General features: G+C 36.0%; 17 protein-coding genes. 11 read left to right on the forward strand and 6 right to left on the reverse strand.

All coding sequences use genetic code 11. From position 1 onward, the window contains the following. Positions 1-7: 7 nt before the first annotated feature. The 4 genes from ileS to ES724_RS00940 all read left to right on the forward strand — a co-directional run bounded on the left by ileS (position 8) and on the right by ES724_RS00940 (position 5,169). The gene (gene ileS, locus ES724_RS00925; protein ID WP_146928338.1) at positions 8-3,409 is read left to right on the forward strand and encodes an isoleucine--tRNA ligase; all 3,402 of its coding nucleotides are present in this window, start codon (positions 8-10) and stop codon (positions 3,407-3,409) included. A 4-nt stretch (positions 3,410-3,413) separates the two neighbouring features. Beyond that, a complete protein-coding gene (locus ES724_RS00930; RefSeq protein WP_146928339.1) occupies positions 3,414-3,797 on the forward strand; it encodes a TraR/DksA family transcriptional regulator in 384 nt (127 codons plus the stop codon). A gap of 80 nt (positions 3,798-3,877) precedes the next feature. Next, positions 3,878-4,498, forward strand: a complete 621-nt coding sequence (locus ES724_RS00935; protein ID WP_146928341.1) for a DUF4097 family beta strand repeat-containing protein — start codon at positions 3,878-3,880, stop codon at positions 4,496-4,498. A gap of 41 nt (positions 4,499-4,539) precedes the next feature. Beyond that, positions 4,540-5,169, forward strand: coding sequence for a lipoprotein signal peptidase (locus tag ES724_RS00940; RefSeq protein ID WP_146928343.1), 630 nt, complete (start codon positions 4,540-4,542; stop codon positions 5,167-5,169). Here ES724_RS00940 and ES724_RS00945 read toward each other — a convergent pair. The 6 genes from ES724_RS00945 to ES724_RS00970 form a co-directional block, all read right to left on the reverse strand. After that, positions 5,166-5,585, reverse strand: coding sequence for a response regulator (locus ES724_RS00945; protein ID WP_121344312.1), 420 nt, complete (start codon positions 5,583-5,585; stop codon positions 5,166-5,168). The genes ES724_RS00940 and ES724_RS00945 overlap by 4 nt on opposite strands. Positions 5,586-5,591: 6 nt before the next feature. After that, on the reverse strand, positions 5,592-7,043 hold the full coding sequence (locus tag ES724_RS00950; protein ID WP_146928345.1) for a sensor histidine kinase: 1,452 nt from the start codon (positions 7,041-7,043) through the stop codon (positions 5,592-5,594). A gap of 61 nt (positions 7,044-7,104) precedes the next feature. Beyond that, positions 7,105-7,671 (reverse strand): 5-formyltetrahydrofolate cyclo-ligase, encoded by a 567-nt coding sequence (locus ES724_RS00955; protein ID WP_146928347.1) that lies wholly within the window; start codon positions 7,669-7,671, stop codon positions 7,105-7,107. Beyond that, complete coding sequence (locus ES724_RS00960) at positions 7,661-8,650, reverse strand: succinylglutamate desuccinylase/aspartoacylase family protein (protein ID WP_146928349.1); 990 nt, start codon at positions 8,648-8,650, stop codon at positions 7,661-7,663. The genes ES724_RS00955 and ES724_RS00960 overlap by 11 nt, the downstream gene beginning before the upstream one ends. 2 nt (positions 8,651-8,652) lie before the next feature. Beyond that, positions 8,653-9,525, reverse strand: a complete 873-nt coding sequence (rimK, locus tag ES724_RS00965) for a 30S ribosomal protein S6--L-glutamate ligase (protein ID WP_146928351.1) — start codon at positions 9,523-9,525, stop codon at positions 8,653-8,655. After that, positions 9,522-9,947 (reverse strand): ATP-dependent zinc protease family protein, encoded by a 426-nt coding sequence (locus ES724_RS00970; RefSeq protein ID WP_146928353.1) that lies wholly within the window; start codon positions 9,945-9,947, stop codon positions 9,522-9,524. Before ES724_RS00970 ends, rimK begins: the two co-directional genes overlap by 4 nt. Positions 9,948-10,166: 219 nt before the next feature. Here ES724_RS00970 and uvrC point away from each other — a divergent pair, with 219 nt between their 5' ends. From uvrC to ES724_RS01005, 7 genes are all read left to right on the forward strand, one after another. Beyond that, complete coding sequence (gene uvrC, locus ES724_RS00975) at positions 10,167-11,960, forward strand: excinuclease ABC subunit UvrC (protein WP_146928355.1); 1,794 nt, start codon at positions 10,167-10,169, stop codon at positions 11,958-11,960. Then, positions 11,961-14,186 (forward strand): patatin-like phospholipase family protein, encoded by a 2,226-nt coding sequence (locus ES724_RS00980; RefSeq protein ID WP_146928357.1) that lies wholly within the window; start codon positions 11,961-11,963, stop codon positions 14,184-14,186. It begins immediately after the preceding gene. 11 nt (positions 14,187-14,197) lie between these two features. Continuing rightward, positions 14,198-14,623, forward strand: coding sequence for a hypothetical protein (locus tag ES724_RS00985; RefSeq protein WP_146928358.1), 426 nt, complete (start codon positions 14,198-14,200; stop codon positions 14,621-14,623). Between the two features lie 117 nt (positions 14,624-14,740). Continuing rightward, the gene (locus ES724_RS00990; protein WP_146928360.1) at positions 14,741-19,120 is read left to right on the forward strand and encodes a CusA/CzcA family heavy metal efflux RND transporter; all 4,380 of its coding nucleotides are present in this window, start codon (positions 14,741-14,743) and stop codon (positions 19,118-19,120) included. A gap of 10 nt (positions 19,121-19,130) precedes the next feature. Beyond that, positions 19,131-20,333, forward strand: coding sequence for an efflux RND transporter periplasmic adaptor subunit (locus ES724_RS00995; protein ID WP_246136787.1), 1,203 nt, complete (start codon positions 19,131-19,133; stop codon positions 20,331-20,333). A 147-nt stretch (positions 20,334-20,480) separates the two neighbouring features. Further along, the gene (locus ES724_RS01000) at positions 20,481-20,900 is read left to right on the forward strand and encodes a Fur family transcriptional regulator (protein WP_146928362.1); all 420 of its coding nucleotides are present in this window, start codon (positions 20,481-20,483) and stop codon (positions 20,898-20,900) included. A gap of 57 nt (positions 20,901-20,957) precedes the next feature. Then, a complete protein-coding gene (locus tag ES724_RS01005) occupies positions 20,958-22,895 on the forward strand; it encodes a heavy metal translocating P-type ATPase (RefSeq protein WP_146928364.1) in 1,938 nt (645 codons plus the stop codon). Positions 22,896-23,002 lie beyond the last annotated feature (107 nt).

A 23,002-nucleotide genomic window follows, 5' to 3' on the forward strand; every position in this document is an offset into this window, starting at 1 on the left:
CAATATAATGAGCGCAAAGTTCCCTGAGTATAAAGGACTTGACTTACCAAAAGTTGCTGAAGAAATTCTGAGCTATTGGAAGGAGAATGACATTTTTGAGAAAAGCATGACTTCACGAGAAGGCAATGAGCCTTTTGTGTTTTTTGAGGGACCTCCATCTGCGAATGGGTTACCGGGAATTCATCATGTAATGGCGCGTTCTATTAAAGATATTTTTTGCCGATATAAAACTCAAAAAGGATTTCAGGTTAAAAGAAAAGCAGGATGGGATACTCATGGCTTGCCTATAGAGCTTGGTGTAGAGAAAGAACTTGGAATTACCAAAGAAGATATTGGAACTAAGATCAGTGTAGAAAAGTATAATGATGCTTGTAAAAGTGCAGTAATGCGTTATACAGGAATCTGGAACGATCTTACCGAAAAAATGGGCTATTGGGTAGATATGGAAGATCCATATATCACCTACAAATCCAAATACATGGAAACTGTTTGGTGGTTGCTTTCTGAAATATATAAGAAAGGACTCATCTATAAAGGCTATACCATCCAGCCATATTCTCCAAAAGCAGGAACAGGATTGAGTTCACACGAATTGAACCAGCCTGGGACCTATCAAGATGTTACAGATACTACGGTAACTGCAATGTTCAAGGTGAAACCAGAAACCTTACCAGATTTCCTTTCAGAAGTTTCTAACGAGATCTACCTTACCGCTTGGACAACTACTCCTTGGACCTTGCCATCTAATACGGCTCTTACAGTGGGTTCTAAAATAGAATATGTATTAGTTTCTACTTTTAATCAATACACATTTCAGCCTATTAATATTATTCTTGCCAGTAGCCTAGTTACTAAGCAATTCGACAAAAAATTTAATAAGGTAGAAAGCGAAGATGCTTTGGCTTCATACAAACAAGGAGATAAGATCCCTTATTTTGTTGGGAAAACCTTTAAAGGAATAGATCTGGTTGGAATGAGATATGAGCAATTATTGCCGTATGCTCAACCTTATAATAATCCTGAGAATGCTTTTAGAGTGATCGCCGGAGATTTTGTGACTACAGAGGATGGTACCGGAATCGTACATACCTCCCCAACTTTCGGAGCAGATGATGCAATGGTTGCAAAACAGGCAGTGCCAGAAGTTCCGCCATTATTGGTAAAAGATAAAAACGATAATTTGGTTCCTCTTGTAGATCTTCAAGGGAAATTTAGAGAAGAATTAGGCGAGCTTGCCGGGAAATATGTGAAGAATGAATATTATGATGAAGGAGAAGCCCCGGAAAGATCTGTAGACGTAGAGATCGCAATACAGCTAAAAGAAGACAACCGTGCCTTTAAAGTTGAAAAGTATGTGCACAGTTACCCTAATTGCTGGAGAACAGATAAACCTATCTTATACTATCCCTTAGATTCTTGGTTCATTAAAGTGACCGAATTTAAGGATAGAATGTTTGAATTAAACCAGACCATTAACTGGAAACCAAAAGCTACCGGAGAAGGAAGGTTTGGAAATTGGTTAGCCAATGCAAACGACTGGAATTTATCCAGAAGTAGATATTGGGGTGTGCCATTGCCTATCTGGAGAACAGAAGACAGGAAAGAAGAAATAATGATTGGTTCTATTAAAGAACTAAAAGAGGAAATGAGCAAGGCTGTTGAAGCTGGACTTATGACCAAAGATATTTTTGCTGAATTTGAAGTAGATAATTTCTCCGATGAGAATTACGACTTGGTAGATCTTCATAAGAATGTTGTAGATACTATTACTTTGGTTTCAGCTTCTGGAAAGCCCATGAAACGAGAAGCAGATCTTATAGATGTTTGGTTCGATTCAGGTTCTATGCCTTATGCACAATGGCATTATCCTTTCGAGAACAAGGAAATGGTAGAGAACGGCGAGCGAAAAGCAGATTTCATTGCTGAAGGAGTAGATCAAACTCGTGGTTGGTTCTATACCCTGCACGCTATTGCCACTATGATCTTTGATGACGTAGCCTATAAGAATGTTGTTTCTAACGGATTGGTGTTGGATAAGAACGGACAAAAAATGTCTAAACGGCTTGGAAATGCTGTAGATCCCTTTGAAACTTTAGCCGCTTTTGGACCAGATGCTACAAGATGGTACATGATATCTAATGCAAACCCATGGGATAACTTAAAATTTGATATTGAAGGAATTGCAGAGGTAAGCAGGAAATTCTTCGGGACTCTTTACAATACCTATTCTTTCTTCGTTTTATATGCCAATTTGGATAGCTTCAGTTATAAAGAGGAAGATGTGCCAATGAAAGACCGCCCAGAAATTGACCGTTGGGTGCTTTCAGAATTGCATACGCTTATAGAAAAAGTTGACAAATTCTATGAAGAGTATGAGCCAACTAGAGCTACGAGAGCAATTTCAGAATTTGTTCAAGAAAATTTGAGCAACTGGTATGTTAGGCTAAGTAGAAGAAGATTTTGGAAAGGAGATTACGAGCAAGATAAAATTTCTGCATATCAAACCCTTTATACATGTTTGCTGACGGTTGCGAAATTGGGAGCGCCAGTAGCGCCATTTTTTATGGATAAGCTTTACAAAGATCTAAATGAAGTTTCCGGAAAAGAGCAATTCTCTTCGGTGCATTTAGCAGACTTTCCTGTTTTTGATAAATCGATTATCGATGAATCATTAGAGCATAAAATGCAAAAAGCGCAAACAATTTCATCTTTGGTACTTTCATTACGTAAAAAAGAAATGATCAAAGTTCGTCAGCCATTGCAACGCATCATGATCCCAATACTAGACCCAAAACAAAAAATAGAGATATTAGCCGTTGAAGACCTTATTAAATCTGAAGTAAATGTAAAATCTATAGAATTAATAGATGATGCTTCCGGTTTATTAATAAAACAAGCTAAACCTAATTTTAAAGTACTTGGGCCTAGATATGGTAAGGATATGAAAGCAGTAGTTGAGGTTATTAACAATTTTACTGTAAAAGATATAGAAACTGTTGATAGAGATGGTGAAATAACTGTTGAAATTAACGGAAAAATGATTAATTTGGCATCCACGGATGTTATTATAACATCACAGGATATTGAAGGCTGGTTAGTTGCTAGTAGCGGAAATATTACAGTGGCTTTAGACGTGAGCATATCTGAAGAATTGAAAAAAGAAGGAATTGCTCGGGAATTGGTAAATAGAATTCAGAATTTAAGAAAAGATTCCGGCTTGGAAGTTACCGATACCATAGATGTGACCCTACTTAGAGATGGCATTGTCGAGGATGCTGTACAACAAAATATAAAGTATATTAAAAACGAGACGCTCACTGCAAATCTCGAGTTTGCAGATGTAATTGAAATCGGAACGGAAATAGAATTCGACGATATAGTTACTAAACTGAGTATCAAAAAACATTAAGCCCATGGCAACAGAAATTAAAGAACGTTACTGCGACGCCGATCTGGCAGAATTCAAGACCCTGATTTTGGGAAAGATCTATAAGGCACAAGAGCAATTAGATCTTTACAAAAGCGCGTATATGAATGATGGTAACAATGGTACCGACGATACGTCTCCTACTTTCAAAGCTTTTGAAGAAGGAAGTGAAACATTAAGCAAGGAAGCGAATTCACAGTTGGCAATTAGACAAGAAAAATTCCTAAGAGATCTTAAAAACGCTTTAGTGCGTATTGAAAGTAAAACCTATGGAATTTGTAGAGTTACCGGTAAATTGATAGCAAAGGAACGTCTTAAATTGGTTCCACATGCTACTTTAAGTATTGAAGCCAAAAACCTTCAGGCCTAGTTTACAGATTTCTAAATAAAATAAAACGCTCCAGTTAATATTTCACATTAGCTTGGAGCGTTTTTTGCATTAAACTCTTCATGAAATTTCGACTAACTTTTTTAATTTTCTTGCTTAGCCTTGTCGCTTCCGCTCAAAAAGACACTTCTAAACAATTAGGTGTAAAGGAGATTGAAAGTATATATATAGATACCGATGAGGTTTTTAAGATCAATATAAAAACTTCAACAAATAGCGATCTAATTTCTATTTCAACTCATTCTGAAGGAGAATATTTTAATGATATTGCCTTGAATACAGAAGTGAAAGAAAACGCTATTTATCTAACTACCAAATTTCGTGAGATCTTAAAAAGTGGTTTCGATAAGTTGAGCGCACATAAAGTGTTTTCATTAGAGATTACCTTAGAGATCCCTGAAGAATTGCGGGTTTTTGTAAAATCTAATATAGCATCGGTAGAGGCTGATGGAGCATATGATTTTGTTCAAGTTCAATTAAACTCAGGATATTGTAATCTTTCTAATTTTACTGGGAACGCCCTAGTTAACACTTTTAATGGAGCAATCACGATACAAACTACAGATGCAACCGTAACCGCTTCTTCTAGAAATGGAAAAGTTATTCTACCTTCAATTGTTATTGGAAAGCATGTAATAAAAGCCACCTCCATCAATGGAGATATTAGAATAGTAGAAAACTAAATAATATTAGTATTTTTGACCCGATTTAACTCAATCCATACATGTCTTTAAGAAAAGCTTCTCTACTTATAATTTTGATCCTCTTAATAGATCAGATCTCTAAAATATATATTAAAACTAGCTTCGTTTTAGGAGAAGAAGTTAAGGTGCTGGACTGGTTTAGTATCCTATTTGTAGAAAATGAAGGTATGGCATGGGGAGCTAAGATTCCAGGAGAATATGGCAAATTATTGCTTACGCTTTTTAGATTAGGAGCTATAGTTGGGATTGGGTATTGGTTATGGGATTCAGTTAGAAATAATGGTTCTCGTATTTTGATCACTGCTATCGCATGTATCTTTGCAGGTGCCTTTGGGAATATAATAGATTCTGTCTTCTATGGTCTTATCTTCGACGATAGTTATGGCCATGTAGCGCAATTTTTACCTGAAAGTGGTAGTTATGGCACATTATTTCACGGAAAGGTGGTAGACATGCTTTATTTCCCGTTATATGAAGGGGTATTGCCAAATTGGATTCCGTTCTGGGGTGGAGAAAATTTTTCTTTCTTTGATCCGGTATTTAATATTGCAGATACAGCAATAAGTGTTGGAGTTGGCTTATTGTTGGTATTCAACAAGAAAGCATTTCCTAATAAAAAGGAAACTGAAGAGGTAGGGCATTCTTCTTAAGCAACACTAGCAACTCTGTCGAATATTTTTTCGAACTTCTTTAATTCTATTGGTTTTATCAAATAATCTGTAACCAGATTAAAAGATTTTGCTCTCTCAAGATCTCTTGGATCTATAGAAGAGGAAACTACATAAAGAGTGATCTTTTTGTCGAATTGGTTTTTGATCTTAATAAATTCTCCTAAAAACTCCCATCCATCCATTACAGGCATGTTTAGGTCTAAGAAAATAATATCTGGTAACTTTTCTTCAGTCATATTGGTTAGAATGATCTTGAAGTAATCCAAGGCTTCTAATCCATTTTTGAAGATCAATAAATTTTCCGATAATTTTTTAATTTCGATGATTTTGCGTACCAAGTTCACGTATATTTTATCATCATCAATAATACACGCTAGCTCCATTTTTTGCCCCATTTAGATCTAGAATTTAATTTTAAACGTTGTTCCAATATTCACAGTACTGGTAACAGAAATAGACCCTCCCATCGTTTCCACCTGATTTTTGGTGATAAACAAGCCTATACCTTTAGCATCTGGATTACTATGAAATGTTTTATACATACCAAACATTTTATCACCATATTGGTCCAGATCTATACCAATCCCATTATCGCTTATCTCTATAAAATTCTGGTCGTTAACAGAGTAGGTCTGTATAAAAATAACAGGGACTCTTCCAGGTTGTTTATATCGAATAGCATTAGTTATTAAATTTAGTAAAATACTTTCCAAGTACTCAGGAATATACGAAATTTCTTTTAAAGCCTTAAATTCGGCTATTATTTTAGCGCTTTCTCTGTTAATTAATGAAGAAACAGAAGAAATAACAATGTCTAAGGATTGTTTGAAAGAAACAAGAGTGCGCTCTTTCTTCAAAAGATTTTGATGCGAAACCATATCATTTAACCTTGAAATAGCAACATCTAGATTTTCTGAAATATCCTCGACATTTTCAATAAGATCAATTTTATCTTGTGTGTTTTTTGCTTCATTCAGCAATTGCACCACTAAACTTAAATTACTGCTATGCGATCTTAAATTATGAGAAACCACGTGCGCAAAATTGAACAATCTGGAGTTTTGTGCAGCAATGATATCTAAGGAATTCTGCAAATTAAGCTCATTGCTTTTATTTTCATCTATATTTTGTAATACTCCTCGAATCCCAATAATTTGTTGCTCCTCATTATAAACTGGTTTCCCGGTAGCCTGCACCCAGAATTCGCGTCCATAAAGGGTTACCATTTTTAATTCTGTCTTAAAGGGAATCCCGTATTTCTCACATTTTTCGAAAATAGAATTTGCCTGTTCTTGATGCTCGGGAGCATAAAATTGTAATCTTTTATCGTAGTCTGGATTAAAATCCTTTGGGCAATCCAAGATCTTTTTGGTGACATCGTCCCAGTAAATAGATTTTGTGGTAATATCTATATACCATCCACCGGTCGTGGTCATTTCAGCCGTTTCCCGATAATAGAAGAAATTCTCCTCTATAGTATATTGGTCTCTTTTGGATTGATGGATATTTACAAATAGCAACACCGCAGTTTCTATATTGTTGCTGTCTTTTCTTTTCAAATTTCGACACTCAAACCATCTAAATTTATCATTCTTGAGCTTCAATCTAATTTCCTGATTTAGATCTTCAGAGCCTAAAGTTAGATTTTCAAAAGCAACCCGATAGTCATACCGGTAATCCTTGTGAAGGACGTTGTTCATAAAATGTTCAAATAGTGATTCATCAGTAGGAGGAGTGCCAACCAATGCTTCAAAATGATCGGACCAGCTAATTTCTTTTGTAAGGAGATTAATCTTCCAATAGGCAATGTCAAAATCTTCTAAAATATTATTTAACTGAAGGTCGTTGAGCATCAATTGTTAGTTGGGGAATTTAAATGTAAGCTAATGTTAAAAATTTACCAAATATAGCTGGTTATTTTTTAAATATATATGTTTTTTTCGGTGTAACACAGTAATCTAATGCAATATCGCTAATTTCTAGCTCTGGAATCATGTTTTCAGCTTCAAAAAATGAAACTCCAACTTTTATAACATCAGGTTTGCATGATGCAAGGAAGATATCGTAAAAGCCTTTCCCATAGCCCAGTCTATGCCCATTAAGATCGAAAGCCAATAATGGTACAAAAACCACATCTATTTTTTCTGAAGAGATCTCTATTCCATCAACAGGTTCAGGAATATTCCATTTATTCTTTCTTATAACGGTCGTATCTGTTAGTAAAAAATTGTCCAGTTTTCTTGTTTTAAAAATGCTTTTTGAAAGGATTATATTTTTATCTTTTCCCTGTAAAATATGAAGAATGAATTCGGTATCAATCTCTTTCTTTTCAGTAATACTTAGAAATAAATGATAGTATTCCCGTTCCCAGATAGGTAATTCAAGCAATTTATTTGCGATCTCAATACTAAAGTCTTCAATTTGATCTGGCGTCAATTCGTCCCTCTTCAGCACATATTTTTTACGCAGCTTATTCTTCATGGGCTAATTTAGATGGGATGGATAAATGAAATATAGCATCTCCCTGATATACAATTGGAGATTCGTTCACATTAATGACATAGCCTGTATATGAAGCAATTACTTTATGCCTGAATTTTCCATAAGGATCTGTAATAGTAGCTATATATTCTCCTTTTTCTACATGTTTACCACATGCTATCTTTATATGAATTAAACCGCTATATTTTGCACGCATCCATGTGCTGTTTTCAATAATAATACTGTCCAAAGGCGGATCCTCACAAACAAAACGAGGTTTTAGCATTCCCATATGTTTAAGAACTCTCATAGTTCCATCTACTCCGAACTTTGCAATATCCTTATTACTATCCAGAGATTTTCCACCTTCAAATAACAACACGGTTTTGCCTAATCGTTTACAAGTTTCTCTATATGATTTCCCAATGGTCTTGGAGTAATAGGTGAAAGGCGCATTGAAAATTTTCGCAAATTTCTTTCCCTCTTCGTCATCTTTTTGAATTCTTATTTGTGCCACATTAAATCTACTTGCCCCTCCGGTATGAAAATCCATACAGAAATCTGCGACGGGAAGTATTTTTTGCACGAACTGATATGCAAATCTACTTGCTAAAGAGCCGTTTTTGGTTCCTGGAAAAACTCTATTAAGGTCTCTTCCATCGGGAAATTCACGTGAAAGATTTAAAAATCCAAATACGTTTACAATCGGAATACAAATAATAGTACCAATAACCGGTTTATTTATCCCTTTAGAAATTAGCTGGCGCACAATTTCCACTCCATTTATCTCATCTCCATGGATCCCTGCGGTAATTAATATAACAGGACCTGATTTTTTAGAACGTTCTATTATTACGGGAACCTCTACGGAAGTAGTGGTATATAATTTAGCCATATTTAGGTTGATGACAGCACCTTGACCAGGCAAAATTTTCTTACCCAAGATCTCTAAAACATTGTTTTTATCTATATGAGCCATATTTACGAATGTCTTTCTATATATCTAATAATGGATTTTGCGATATCTTTCCCTGTAGCAGCTTCTATCCCTTCCAAACCCGGAGACGAATTTACTTCTAATATAAGTGGTCCTCTAGAACTTTGCAACATATCTACTCCCGCAACTCCCAAGCCCATTGCTTTTGCAGCTTTTATGGCAGCAGCCTCTTCCTCATCGCTGAGTTCTATAAGGCTTGCGATTCCTCCCCTGTGAAGGTTAGATCTAAATTCTCCTTCTTTTCCCTGACGTTTCATGGCGCCTACAACTTGCCCATCTACCACGAAGGCTCTAATATCTGCGCCGCCTGCTTCTTTAATAAATTCCTGAACAATTACTCTTGCCTGTAAACCATTAAATGCTTCTATCACAGATTCTGCTGCATTTTGGGTTTCTGCTAAAACTACTCCCAAACCTTGGGTTCCTTCCAATAACTTTATAATTAAGGGAGCGCCTCCTACATGAGCGATCACTTCTCCCACATCTTTAGAGTAGTTGGTGAAAATTGTTTTTGGCAATCCCAATCTGGCTCGGGATAAAATTTGTAGACTTCTTAGCTTATCTCTGCTGCGCATTAAAGATTGACCCGTAGTAGTTGTGAAAACACCATTCATTTCAAACTGGCGAACTACTGCGGTGCCATAAAAAGTAATAGACGCACCAATCCTAGGAATCACAGCATCTGTTTCTCCTAAGATTTTTCCCTTATAAAAAATAGAAGGTTTCTTTTTCTCAATAATTAGATCACATTTAAGAGGATCTATGACCTCTACATGATGCCCTCTTTTTTTGGCAGCTTCAACAAGTCGCCTAGTAGAATAAAGACTGCTATTTCTTGACAGTATTTTTATGTTCATTTAATTTTCAAATTATAGGAGATATCTGTTAACTCTGGGTCAACAATAAATTTTTTAGTAAGGAATTTTCTGCCTATCAATACTGGGTAACGCATTTCCTGCCGAGCAGACAAAGAAAGTGAAATTTTATAAAGCTTATCAAAAATTTTAATGGTGGATTGTACTTGGAATCGCTTCTGAATGATGCCGTTACTGCTTTTTACAAAAACAATATCATAATCCTTAAAGATGATCTCTGTTCCATTATAAAGCGGATGTTCTTCATCTAAAAAAGTACAGTGCAGTGCATCATCTTGTTCCACAATATTGTTACAATGGATAGAGGAAGTGTATGCTCCTGTATCAATTTTTATTGCGATATTTTCCATTTTCAACATTGGAAAATCGGCTTTATCAAATTTCCCTATTAGTCTTTTCTCCATGGCTGCAAGTTACTAAATTGATTAATGTGATTTTTCAAGGTTCTCAATATCTATTTGTAAAAAAAAGAAGCTTCATGAAGTAAGGCGATTTGAATTTGAATCCCTCATTGAGGGTTTGATTCCCCGAGGTTCTTGATTATATTAAATACCCAGAAAAATTTAAAATTTACCGGAGCCTAAAGTTTAATGCTCCCGGGAATATGTAATATATTTGAAAAAATGGAAACAACTCCTCTAAAAATACAAATACAAACCCTCCCCGACAGTCCGGGGGTCTATCAATATTACGATAAGAATGGAAGGATCCTCTATGTAGGGAAAGCTAAGAACCTCAAAAAAAGGGTTTCCTCATACTTCAATAAATCTCATGATAGCCATAGGATAGATGTGATGGTAAAGAAGATCCATGATATTAAACATATTGTGGTGAACTCTGAAACCGATGCATTGTTGTTGGAGAACAATCTTATTAAGAAATATCAGCCTCGATTTAATGTGATGCTGAAAGACGGTAAGACCTATCCTTGGATCTGTATTAAAAATGAGCGATTTCCCCGAGTGTTTCCCACAAGAAGGTTAATAAAAGATGGCAGCGAATATTATGGCCCTTTCACGAGTTTTAAAACGGTAAATACCTTATTAGATCTTATTAAAGGCTTATACCAGTTAAGAACCTGTAATTATGACCTGGCAGAAGAAAAAATAAGAAACGGAAAATACAAGGTCTGTTTAGAATTTCATTTAGGGAACTGTAAAGGTCCTTGCGAAGGTCTGCAGGAAGAAAAGAAATACAACGAAAATATAGAAGCGATCCGGAATATCGTAAAAGGTAATTTTAAAGATTCATTACAGCTATTTCATATTCAAATGAAAGAGCATGCTGAAAAGATGGAATTTGAAGATGCCCAAAGGATCAAGGAAAAGATCCATATTTTAGAGAATTATCAGTCTAAATCTACCGTTGTAAATCCTAAGATCAATAACGTAGATGTGTTCTCTATTGTGAGTGATGAAGGATATGGGTATGTAAATTTCTTACAGATCTCCCATGGTTCTATCATTCGTTCTCATACCATAGAGATGAAGAAAAAACTGGATGAGACAGATAAAGAATTACTGGAACTTGGAATAATTGAAATAAGACAACGCTTCAGCTCTATGTCCAGAGAAATATATGTGCCTTTTAATGTAGATGTTGGGGAAGAGATAAAGATCACAGTCCCTAAATTAGGAGATAAAAAGAGCATTATAGACCTATCCAATAGAAATGCACGGTATTACAGGCAGGAACAATTCAAACAAATGAAAATTGTAGATCCAGACAGGCATGTAAACAGGATCATGGCACAGATGAAAGAGGATTTGCGCCTAAGTGTAGAGCCTAGACATATAGAATGTTTCGACAATTCCAATATTCAGGGAACCAATCCAGTGGCTGCCTGTGTGGTTTTTAAGAATGGAAAACCAAGCAAAAAAGATTATCGCAAATTCAATATAAAGACTGTAGAAGGCCCCGATGATTTTGCCTCTATGGAAGAAGTTGTATTCCGAAGATATAAACGCTTGCTTAATGAAGAAGAACCTTTGCCGCAGCTAATAATTGTTGATGGAGGAAAAGGGCAACTTTCTTCAGGAGTTAAAGCTCTTGAGGCATTAGGATTAAGAGGAAAAATAGCGATCATTGGGATAGCAAAGAGACTGGAAGAATTATATTATCCAGGAGATTCTATTCCGCTGTATCTAGATAAAAAGTCTGAAACTTTAAAGATCATTCAGCAATTACGAAATGAAGCGCATAGATTTGGAATTACTTTTCACAGAAATAAGCGAAGTAGTGAGGCTTTAAACACAGAGTTAGAATCTATAATCGGCATTGGAGATAAGACTGTTGTAGAATTATTGAAGCATTTTAGGTCGCTTAAAAGAGTAAAAGAAGCTACCTTAGAAGAATTAGCACCCGTAATTGGACTTTCCAAGGCGAGTATCATCTATAATAAATATCATCCCGAATAAATGAAAAATTTCCTATTACTTATCATTCTTTTACTTGCCTTTTCTGGATTTGGGCAGGAAAAGGAGGAGGTAAAAGTAGGATTGGTATTAAGTGGGGGAGGAGCCAAAGGCTTGGCACATATTGGAGCTTTAAAGGTAATTGAGGAGGCAGGAATTAAAATAGATTATATTGGAGGAAGCAGTATGGGTGCCATAGTTGGCGCATTGTATGCTTCAGGATATACAGCTAATCAACTAGATTCCATTTTTCATGAGATCAATTTCAATATCTTAATCCAAGATGATATTCCACGTAGTTCAAAAACTTTTTACGAAAAAGAAGATACCGAGAAATATGCATTGACCTTACCCTTCAATAATTTTAAGATTGGTTTTCCTTCGGGCTTATCAAAAGGGCAAAACATCTATAATCTAATATCTAAACTTACGCTTCATTTAGGAGATGTAAGGGATTTCAGCAAATTACCTATACCATTTTTTTGCATTGCGGCAGATATGGAAACCGGAGAGCAAGTGATATTGGAAAGTGGATCACTGGCAAAAGCAGTTTCAGCAAGTGGTGCAATTCCTTCTGTATTTAGTCCGGTGAATATTGATGGTAAAATTTTGACAGATGGAGGGGTAGTTAATAATTATCCGGTGGCAGAATTAAGAAAACGGGGCGCAGATATAATAATTGGTGTAGATGTGCAGGATAGTTTGGCAGATAGGGAAGAGTTAAAGAGTGTATTTGAAATCCTTACCCAAATAAACAATTTTAGAACTATCGCTCATATGGAGGAAAATAGAGCATTGACAGATGTTTATATCAAGCCAAATATAAAAGCTTTTAGTGTGCTCTCTTTTGAAAAAGGATCTGCGATTATAGATTCTGGAGAAGTAGCTGCAAGAAATAAATTGAAAGAATTAAAGCTGATAGGCGCTCAACACAAATTTGAAACAGTTTCTAGAATAAAAATTAAACCTTTAGATAGTATTAATATTAGTTCTCTTAGTATTAAAGGCAACAACAGTTATCCTCGAGCTTATATTTTGGGGAAACTGAATTTAAAATACGATTCCAAATATACGATAGCCGATTTGTACGATGGAATAAATAAGCTTTCTGCCACCGGTAACTTTAACACAATAAATTATAATATAGATACAAAAGCAGATTCCTATAACCTGAATCTGCAGTTGGAGGAAAGCCAGAACAAGACATTTTTAAGGCTCGCTTTACACTACGATAATCTTTATAAAAGTGGTGCTTTAATAAATTTAACTAGAAAGAGTTCTTTGGTTACAAATGATGTAACCTCACTGGATGTTATTTTAGGAGATAATTTTAGATATAATTTTCAATATTATATAGACAAAGGATATTATTGGAGTTTTGGTGTAAAGTCCAGATATAACAGCTTTAACAAAGGAGTTCCGTTCGATTTTGTTGATGCGAATGCCGATGTAGATGGTATTGGAATTAATAAGATCGAGGTAGATTATCAGGATTACACAAATCAACTTTACATAGAAACCCAGTTTCAACAAGTATTATCTTTTGGAGTGGGCCTCGAGCATAAATACCTCAAGGTTACTTCAGAGACTTTAGGAGATTTTTCTATGACCGGTAATCCAAATGGGACTTTTGAAAAAAGCAATTATTACAGCAGCTTTGGCTATTTAAAACTGGACAGTTTTGATAATAAATATTTTCCTACCAAAGGGGTTTACTTTAAAGGTGACTTTCACCTTTATCTATTCTCTTCGGATTATAATAATGACTTTAATGAATTCTCCATAGCCAAAGGAGCAGTGGGTTATGTTTTTAGTCCTTTTAATAAATTTACAACCAAAATATCTTCAGAAGCAGGATTCAGAATAGGACAAGCAGGGCCAAATTCTTTAGATTTCTTTCTTGGAGGCTACGGAAACGATTTTATAAATAATTTTATTCCCTTTTATGGTTATGATTTTATAAGTATTTCTGGAGATAGCTATATAAAAGGGACGCTGGAATTGGACTATGAGATTTTCAGAAAAAATCATATTAGCCTAAGTGCCAATTTTGCGAATGTAGAGAACGACTTATATTCTTCTGGGAACTGGCTTTCTACACCAGAATATACGGGCTATGCAATAGGCTACGGTTTAGAAACTTTTTTAGGACCCATGGAAGTGAAATATTCTTACTCTCCTGAGATCAAACAAAATGAATGGTTTATTAGCTTCGGTTTTTGGTTTTAAATGCATTGGCATTGCAAGCAAAAAAAAGTATTTTTGTGCAAATGAATTTTATCACTTCCATATCACTTACTTTCCTATTCCTCCTTCAGGGATTTGGACTTACGTTGGATTTGTGTTGTGAATTGCCGAAAATCTCCAATCTTTTAGCACACTATGAAGAACATAATGAGGCTTTTGGAGACTCTTTTTTGGAATTCTTAGAAGAAGATTATTTTAGTTTTGATGGTTCACAAAGTCATCACGAAAATTCAGATCATGAAGACTTACCATTCCAAGGGAGTCATCATTGTTGTGCCCATTCTCTGGTTTTTTATTCTTTAGATACAGAATATGTGATATCTCCTGAAATTGTAGAGTTAAAACCGCAATATTCATTTTATAATTCTGAGCTCTATTCAGAATTTTTAGACTCCCCTTTTCAGCCCCCAAAAGTATAATTCAGCAAGGGTTTTAGTAATACTATTTTTAAGCAGTCAATTTTTTGGTGTTTAATTTAGTAGTCTTATTAAACCTGATTCTTTAATTATTTTTTTCAATTAATATTCAGCTTAATTATGCTTAAAAGTATTATAAAATTTTCCATCACCAATAAACTGGTGATTGGCTTACTCACTTTTGGATTGATGCTCTGGGGTGTTTATTCCTTAAATCAGTTGCCGGTAGATGCCGTGCCAGATATCACCAATAATCAAGTACAGGTAATTACCACCTCTCCAAATTTAGCTGCCGTAGAAGTAGAAAGACTCATTACCTTTCCTGTAGAAATTACTATGGCAACAATTCCTGAAATTGAGGAAATACGTTCCTTTTCAAGATTTGGACTATCTGTGGTTACCATAGTTTTTAAAGAAAAAACAGACATCTATTGGGCCAGACAACAAGTGAATGAACGCCTGACTGAAGCCCAAGCTAAGATTCCGCCGTCTGCAGGAAAACCCGGTATCGCTCCGTTGTCTACAGGACTTGGAGAAATATATCAATACGTAATCACTACTAAAGAAGGTTATGAAGATGAGTATGACGATAGAGAACTGAGAACAATTCAAGATTGGATTATCCGGCGCCAATTACTGGGCACCCCGGGAGTTGCAGATGTTAGCAGTTTTGGAGGCCATCTCAAGCAGTATGAAATTGCAATTGCACCAGAACGTTTAAATGCCATGGATGTTTCTATAGGCGAGATCTTTAAGGCTTTAGAATCTAATAATGAAAACACTGGAGGAGCTTATATTGAAAAAGGCAATAACGCATTGTTCATTAGAAGTGAAGGTTTGGTTAGCTCTTTGGAAGATATTGGAAATATTGTAGTAAAAAACAATTCCAGTGGAAGTCCAATTTTAATTAAGGATGTAGCTAAAGTCCAAATTGGAAGTGCGGTAAGATATGGTGCCACTACCCGAAATGGGGAAGGGGAAGTGGTAAGCGCCATTGTAATGATGCTTAAAGGAGCAAATTCTGCTGAGGTTATAAAAAGTGTTAAGCTTAAAATGGAGGAGATAAGGAAAACGCTTCCAGAAGGAGTAGTAATAGAGCCATTTTTAGATCGAACAAAATTAGTAGATAAGGCAATCGGTACGGTAACCACAAACCTGGTAGAGGGAGCTCTAATTGTTATTTTCGTTTTACTGCTTTTGCTGGGAAATCTAAGAGCAGGACTTGTTACTGCCTCTGTTATCCCGCTAGCTTTGCTTTTTGCCTTTGGAATGATGCATGTCTTTGGTGTTTCAGCAAATCTTATGAGTTTGGGAGCAATCGATTTTGGATTGATCGTAGATGGAGCTGTGATTATTGTAGAAGCAACACTCTTTCATTTAGGAGCCCTAAAAATTACCAGAAAGCTTACTCAGCAGGAAATGGATGAGGAAGTGTTTCAATCGGCTAGTAAGATCAGGAACTCCGCCGCATTTGGTGAAATAATTATCCTTATTGTTTACCTACCTATTTTGGCTTTAGTAGGAACTGAAGGAAAGATGTTTGGTCCTATGGCACAAACTGTGAGTTTTGCCATTTTAGGGGCGTTCATTTTATCATTGACCTATGTGCCCATGATGTCTGCTTTGGTTTTAAGCAAGAATGTTAAGCACAAACCAAATATTTCAGACAAGATCATGGCTTTTTTCAATAGGATTTATTCTCCTCTGATAAAGCGGGCAATGAATTTTAGAATAGGGGTTTTATTAATCACTTTAGGATTGCTCATAGTTTCCTTGTTTGTTTTTCTGAATATGGGAGGCGAATTTATTCCAACCTTAGAAGAAGGGGATTTTGCAGTAGAAACTCGTGTAATTACAGGAAGTTCATTAAATAATACTATTGCAGCAACCACTAAGGCTGAAAAGATCTTATTAGACAACTTTCCTGAAGTAGAGCAAGTGGTTTCCAAAATTGGATCTGGGGAAATCCCTACAGACCCAATGCCTATTGAAGCTGCCGATCTTATGATAATCTTAAAAGACAAAAGCGATTGGACCTCGGCTTCTTCCAGAGAGGAACTTGCAGATAAAATGAACGAAGCTTTGGAAGTGATTCCTGGGGTGACCTTTGGTTTTCAACAACCAATTCAAATGAGGTTTAATGAACTGATGACAGGAGTCCGGCAGGATGTTGCTATCAAGATCTATGGGGAAGATTTAGATGAATTATCAGATTACGCCCGCCAAGTTGGAAATATAGCCGAAAATGTTGATGGGGCTACCGATATTTATATTGAAGAAGTTACCGGAGTAGCACAAATAGCGATTAAATTTAAAAGAGATCAGATAGCTAAATATGGATTAAATATCAGGGATATAAATCAAAGTATTCAAACAGCTTTTGCCGGAGCTTCCGCCGGATTGGTTTATGAAGGTGATAGAAGATTTGATATGGTTGTGAGACTGGACAAACAAAATAGGAGCAATCTTGAAAGCGTTCAGAATTTATACTTAACTGCTCCCGATGGGAGGGAAATACCCTTGAACCAAGTGGCAGAGGTAAATATAGAAGATGGCCCTTACCAGATTCAGCGAGACGATACCCAGAGAAGGATTGTAGTAGCTTTTAATGTTCGTAATAGAGATGTAGAAAGTGTAGTAGAAGAAATAGGTGCAAAGATAGAAGAGCAAATAAGTTTTGCTCCAGGTTATACCGTTGGGTACGGGGGACAATTTGAAAACCTTCAGGAGGCAACAAAAAGACTGAGTTATGCTGTGCCATTAGCTTTATTGCTCATATTTATTTTATTGTATTTCACTTTTGGATCTATAAAACAAGGGATATTAATTTTTACAGCTATCCCATTATCTGCGATTGGCGGTGTATTTGCGCTCTATGCTCGAGACATGCCTTTTAGTATCTCTGCAGGTGTTGGTTTTATTGCACTTTTTGGAGTTGCGGTGCTAAATGGAATTGTACTTATAGCTGAATTTAACCGACTTAAAAAAGAGGGAATGACAGATGTTTTCCAAAGAGTGTATCAAGGTACAGCCACCAGATTACGACCTGTAATTATGACTGCTTCTGTAGCATCTTTTGGATTTCTTCCAATGGCACTCTCGGGTTCCGCAGGGGCAGAAGTACAGCGACCATTGGCAACGGTAGTAATTGGAGGTTTAATTTCGGCTACTTTGCTTACTTTAATAGTGCTTCCTGTATTGTATTATTATTTTGAAAAAGGATGGAGAAAAACTCCTAAAGCAGCGATCTTAATAGTGATTTTTGGATTAGGCTTCGGAAATGTTGGCTTTGCTCAAGAAAAAGATCCCCTAAAAACATATTCAACTTTAGAGGAATTAATAACTACAGCGATTCAAAATAATCCAGAAATAGAGGCAGCTAAATTTAAAACAAAACAAGTGGAAGCCTTAGGAGGCAATTCATGGAATCTTCCTAAAACCGAATTCAATGGAGAATATGGCCAGAATAACAGTATCTATGATGATGATCTTCGGTTAACCGTAAGTCAGCGTTTTGAGTTTCCTTCAGTTTATATAAATAGATCTAAACTGAATAATGCTGAAGTAAAAAGTAGTGAGATTTTGGAAGCTCAGTCCAAAAATGAATTAATTGCACTTGTTAAGGCAGCGTATTATAACCTTTTAGTTGAAAAAGGAAGACGAGAGATCTTTCTTAAACAAGATAGTATTTATTCTGATTTTAATAGAGCCGCAGAGATAAGGTATAAAACAGGAGAGAGTAATATACTGGAACGTGCCACTGCGAGTTCCAGAGTTGCTGAAATCGAAGTACAACAAGAAGAAAATCGAGTTGCAATTAGAAGATATCAAAGAGAATTACAGACGTTGCTGAATTCAGACGAACTGATAGATGTTCCTTTAATAGCAATTCAATTTTTGGGAGAGCTAGAAAAAGCTATGCCTCAAAAAGATTCCATGAACAATCCAAGGCTTGCTTATTTTGCACAACAAATAGAAGTCTCTCAATTAGAAAGGAAAGTGGAACGTGCGAAACTTTTACCAGATCTAAGCATTGGGTATTATAATCAATCTTTTAATGGCCTTGGACAAAATCTAGCGGGAGAAAGTGTTATGTATAATTCTTCTGATAGATTTTCTGGAGTACTATTTGGGATTTCACTTCCTATCTGGGCAAAACCACAACTTTCTAAAATTAAAGCAGAAAGATTTAAAACTAAGGAAAGGGAAGCAACCTATCAAGCTGTAAATAATAGGATAGCTACACAATATGTGCTCCTTCAGGAAAGATTAGCCCAGCTTCAGACGAACCTTGAATCTTATAATGAATATGCGCTTCCCCAGGCCAAATTGATCTTTAAGCAGGCTCAAAGAGGCTTTAAAGAAGGAGAAATAGGATATGTAGAATATATTCAGAGTTTGGATAGAGCTGCAAAAATAGAGTTGGATTATTTAGAGATCATCAATCAATTCTACCATACCAAAACAGATTTAGAATTCATTACAGGAAATCAAAACTAAAAGCATAGAAATGAAAAATATAGTATCAAAAATAGCCTTAGCAATTCTTTTCATCTCTATGCTGAGTTGTGGGGAATCTACTTCAGAAGAAAAAATAGAGGAAAAATCCGAAAAATATTCAGAAGAGAATGAAAACCAAATTGAACTTACAAACGAGCAGCTTAAGAACACCAATATTCAGATAGGCAATGCTGAGATGCGATCTCTAGGGAGTGAGATTAGTGTGAATGGAATTATTGATGTTCCGCCACAAGGAAATATCTCTATTAATATCCCTTATGGCGGATTTCTAAAATACACAGAAATGTTGCCTGGAACGAAAGTGAAAAAAGGACAATTGTTAGCGGTTATAGAAAATCCGATGTTTATAGATATTCAGCAAAATTATTTGGAAACATTAGCAAAAGGAGAATACCTGAAAACAGATTTTGAGCGACAAGAAATCTTATATAATGAGGAGGTTTCTTCAGCAAAAGTGTATCAGCAAGCTAAGAGTATGTATAACACCAATAGAGCTCAAATTAATGCAATGGAAGAAAAATTGCGATTGATAGGAGTAAATTTAAAAAGTTTGAAAGCAGGTAAAGTTAGTTCTGCAGTGAATATTTATTCTCCCGTTACTGGGCAGGTACGGGAGGTTTTTAGCAATATCGGGAAATTTGTTGGCCCAGAAGATATTATCATGGACGTTACAGATGCTAAGGATCTACACGTAGAACTTACCGTTTACGAAAGTGATATAACAAAAGTACAAACAGGTCAAAAAATAAGATTTAGCCTAGCTAATAAACCTGAAAGCTGGAAAGAAGCTGAGGTATTTCTAATTGGAAGTGGCGTTCGGGACGACAGAAGTATTACAGTGCACGGTCATTTATTAGAGGAGTATGAAGATTTATGGCCTGGAATGTTCGTAAATGCGAGGATTGAGACGGGAACTTCAGATAGTTATACACTGCCACAGGATGCTGTGGTGAGATTTAACTCTAAAAACTATATTTTTATTAGCAAGGAATCCAATAAGGAGAATGGTGTTGAAAAGCATAACTTTGAGATGGTAGAGGTAATAACAGGCTCCTCTGAAGCGGGAATAATACAAATAGACCTGGTGGAAGAAGGATTTGATATTAAGAGCGCCTCTATAGTAATAAAAGATGCAAATACCTTGTTAGCGACCGCTAAGAACAGTGATGATGGCGGTGGACATGGGCATTAATACCTTCATAGAGGTTTTAATTCCCGAGAGGCCTGCCCGAAACATTCAGGCGGGCCTGCTTTGAATTTTTAATAACAGTACCTCTTGGATAATTATAGGGATATATCTCCGGGGATGCCACCGAGGTTCTCGATTAGATAAGCTAAAATGATAAAAAACATCGATAATTTTTTGGAGCAAAAGAAAATAAGGCCCACGGCCATGCGTATCCTTATTTTTAAATTCTTAGAAAGTCAAAATGTGGCTACAAGCCTTACAGATATTGAAAATGCTTTTGATAAGTCTGAACGCACCACTTTATACAGAACCCTTAAAACTTTTGAAGAGCACGGGATTGTACATACTATAGATGATGGATCGGGAATTAATAAATTTGCACTTTGTGAAGAGAACTGTAATTGCGAGGTAGACACAGATCTTCATTTGCATTTTCATTGCAACAATTGCGGAGAAACGGTTTGCTTAACCAATCATAAGATCCCACATATTAATTTACCTGAAGGCTATTTGGCCGAAGATGTTAATTTGGTAGTAAAAGGCATTTGCGAGAAGTGTAACAGGCTTTAATGCACTACAATTGCAGTCTAATGAGCTGTATTTTTGTAGAGAATAAATTCAGCCTACATGTCAAATGAAAAGATTGTTTTAGAAGATGCAACCCAAGATTGTTGCGGATCGTGTGAATCCCCCTCTGAAAGATCAAAATTCAAACTTTATTTTCCAGCCTTGTTCAGCTTTCTAATGCTGGTAGTTGGATTAATTATAGATAATTTTTTAAACACCAGCTTTTTTGATGGCTGGCTTAGAATTAGTTGGTACTTTTTAGCCTACCTCCCTGTAGGATATCCAGTGTTGATGCTTGGGATTAAAAATATTCTAAAGGGCAGTTTTTTTACTGAATTCTTCCTGATGTCTATTGCAACCATTGGAGCATTTGCCATTGGCGAATATCCGGAAGGGGTTGCTGTTATGTTATTCTATGCGATTGGTGAGTTGTTCCAAGGCTCGGCAGTTAAAAACGCAAAATCTAATATTCAAGCCCTGTTGGATGTTAGACCAAATATAGCTTCAGTTTGGAGAGACGATCATTATATACAAGTACATCCAGAAAAAGTAAAGGTTGGAGAGAAAATTCAGATTAAATCTGGAGAGAAAATTCCGTTGGACGGAAAGTTGTTGTCAGAAAAAGCTGAATTAAATTCCGCAGCACTTACCGGGGAAAGTAAACCAATAATTGTTAGAAAAGGAGAAACCGTTTTAAGTGGTTCTATCAATTTAAATGGAGTGATTGAGGCTGAAACCACAAAAATATTTAATGAAAGTGCGGTTGCGAGAATTATAGAATTAGTGCAAAATGCTAGTTCCAGAAAGGCCAAAACAGAGCTGTTTATCAGGAAGTTCGCCAAAGTTTACACTCCTATTGTAGTGATATGTGCAATCTTACTCACAGTTCTGCCTTATTTTATAGTAGAGAATTATGCTTTTTCAGACTGGCTTTATAGAGCCCTTATATTTCTTGTAGTTTCTTGTCCTTGCGCTTTAGTGATCTCTGTGCCTCTCGGATATTTTGGCGGATTGGGAGCAGCTTCAAAAAAAGGGATTTTATTTAAAGGCGCTTCTTACTTAGACACGATCACTAAGATCAATACCCTGGTGATGGATAAAACCGGAACGGTTACCAAAGGGGTTTTTACCGTACAAGAGATCGAAACTAATGGAATAGAGAAAGAAGAATTTCTAAATTACTTGGTTGCTTTAGAAAAGAAATCAACTCATCCTATTGCTCGTGCTATAGTAGAAGGAACTGCTAGCACTCAAAATTTTTCTGTTGGAGAGGTTAAAGAGATTTCTGGGAAGGGATTGGCTGGAAAGGTAAATAGTAAAAACGTGCTTGTTGGAAATGCCAGTTTGTTAAAACAATATAAGGTTGATTTTCCAGACTCCATTCTAAATATTGTAGACACTGTTGTTATAGTGGCTATAGATGGAAAATATGCGGGTTATGTAACCGTCGCAGATGAATTAAAGGAAGACGCGAAAGAGAGCATTTTACAACTGAGGAAATATGGGATTAATAAGATCGTGATGTTGTCTGGGGATAAGGATTCTATAACCCAAAAAGTGGCAAATGATCTTGGAATTACTGAAGCAAAGGGAGCTTTGTTACCAGAAGATAAGTTAAAAGAAGTTGAAGAACTTAAGAAACAGCTAGGCCGGAAAGTGGCCTTTGTTGGAGACGGAATTAATGATGCTCCGGTTCTAGCTGTAAGTGATGTTGGAATTGCTATGGGTGGTTTAGGTAGCGATGTTGCTATTGAAACTGCAGATGTAGTGATACAAACAGATCAGCTTTCTAAAATTCTAACTGGAATTAAAATCGGGAAATCCACCAGAAATGTGGTGTGGCAAAATATTGGGCTAGCTTTTGGAGTAAAAGCTATAGTCCTAACTTTAGGTGCAATAGGAATGGCAACTATGTGGGAAGCAGTTTTTGCAGATGTTGGGGTAGCGTTTTTAGCTATTTTAAATGCGATAAGACTTCAGAAAATAAAATGGGATTAATTGCTGTTTTTAGTTATCTGTACAAAAATTTCAGCAGAATAAAAGGAGTATAAGCTAGTTGCACTCTTCCTACTTTTAAGGCTTCTTTAGTATAATTTTGATAAAAA

It is taken from the genome of Gillisia hiemivivida, from assembly GCF_007997295.1.
Lineage (GTDB): Bacteria > Bacteroidota > Bacteroidia > Flavobacteriales > Flavobacteriaceae > Gillisia > Gillisia hiemivivida.

Bases quoted from the DNA above. Each gene is read 5' to 3' on its own strand.
- ES724_RS00935 (WP_146928341.1), top strand. From the start codon at position 3,878: ATGAAATTTCGACTAACTTTTTTAATTTTCTTGCTTAGCCTTGTCGCT.
- ES724_RS00970 (WP_146928353.1), bottom strand. From the start codon at position 9,947: ATGGAGAAAAGACTAATAGGGAAATTTGATAAAGCCGATTTTCCAATG.
- ES724_RS00930 (WP_146928339.1), top strand. From the start codon at position 3,414: ATGGCAACAGAAATTAAAGAACGTTACTGCGACGCCGATCTGGCAGAA.
- ES724_RS00980 (WP_146928357.1), top strand. From the start codon at position 11,961: ATGAAAAATTTCCTATTACTTATCATTCTTTTACTTGCCTTTTCTGGA.
- ES724_RS00940 (WP_146928343.1), top strand. From the start codon at position 4,540: ATGTCTTTAAGAAAAGCTTCTCTACTTATAATTTTGATCCTCTTAATA.
- ES724_RS00950 (WP_146928345.1), bottom strand. From the start codon at position 7,043: ATGCTCAACGACCTTCAGTTAAATAATATTTTAGAAGATTTTGACATT.
- ES724_RS01000 (WP_146928362.1), top strand. From the start codon at position 20,481: ATGATAAAAAACATCGATAATTTTTTGGAGCAAAAGAAAATAAGGCCC.
- ES724_RS00995 (WP_246136787.1), top strand. From the start codon at position 19,131: ATGAAAAATATAGTATCAAAAATAGCCTTAGCAATTCTTTTCATCTCT.
- ileS (WP_146928338.1), top strand. From the start codon at position 8: ATGAGCGCAAAGTTCCCTGAGTATAAAGGACTTGACTTACCAAAAGTT.
- ES724_RS00990 (WP_146928360.1), top strand. From the start codon at position 14,741: ATGCTTAAAAGTATTATAAAATTTTCCATCACCAATAAACTGGTGATT.
- rimK (WP_146928351.1), bottom strand. From the start codon at position 9,525: ATGAACATAAAAATACTGTCAAGAAATAGCAGTCTTTATTCTACTAGG.
- ES724_RS00955 (WP_146928347.1), bottom strand. From the start codon at position 7,671: ATGAAGAATAAGCTGCGTAAAAAATATGTGCTGAAGAGGGACGAATTG.
- uvrC (WP_146928355.1), top strand. From the start codon at position 10,167: ATGGAAACAACTCCTCTAAAAATACAAATACAAACCCTCCCCGACAGT.
- ES724_RS01005 (WP_146928364.1), top strand. From the start codon at position 20,958: ATGTCAAATGAAAAGATTGTTTTAGAAGATGCAACCCAAGATTGTTGC.
- ES724_RS00960 (WP_146928349.1), bottom strand. From the start codon at position 8,650: ATGGCTCATATAGATAAAAACAATGTTTTAGAGATCTTGGGTAAGAAA.
- ES724_RS00945 (WP_121344312.1), bottom strand. From the start codon at position 5,585: ATGGGGCAAAAAATGGAGCTAGCGTGTATTATTGATGATGATAAAATA.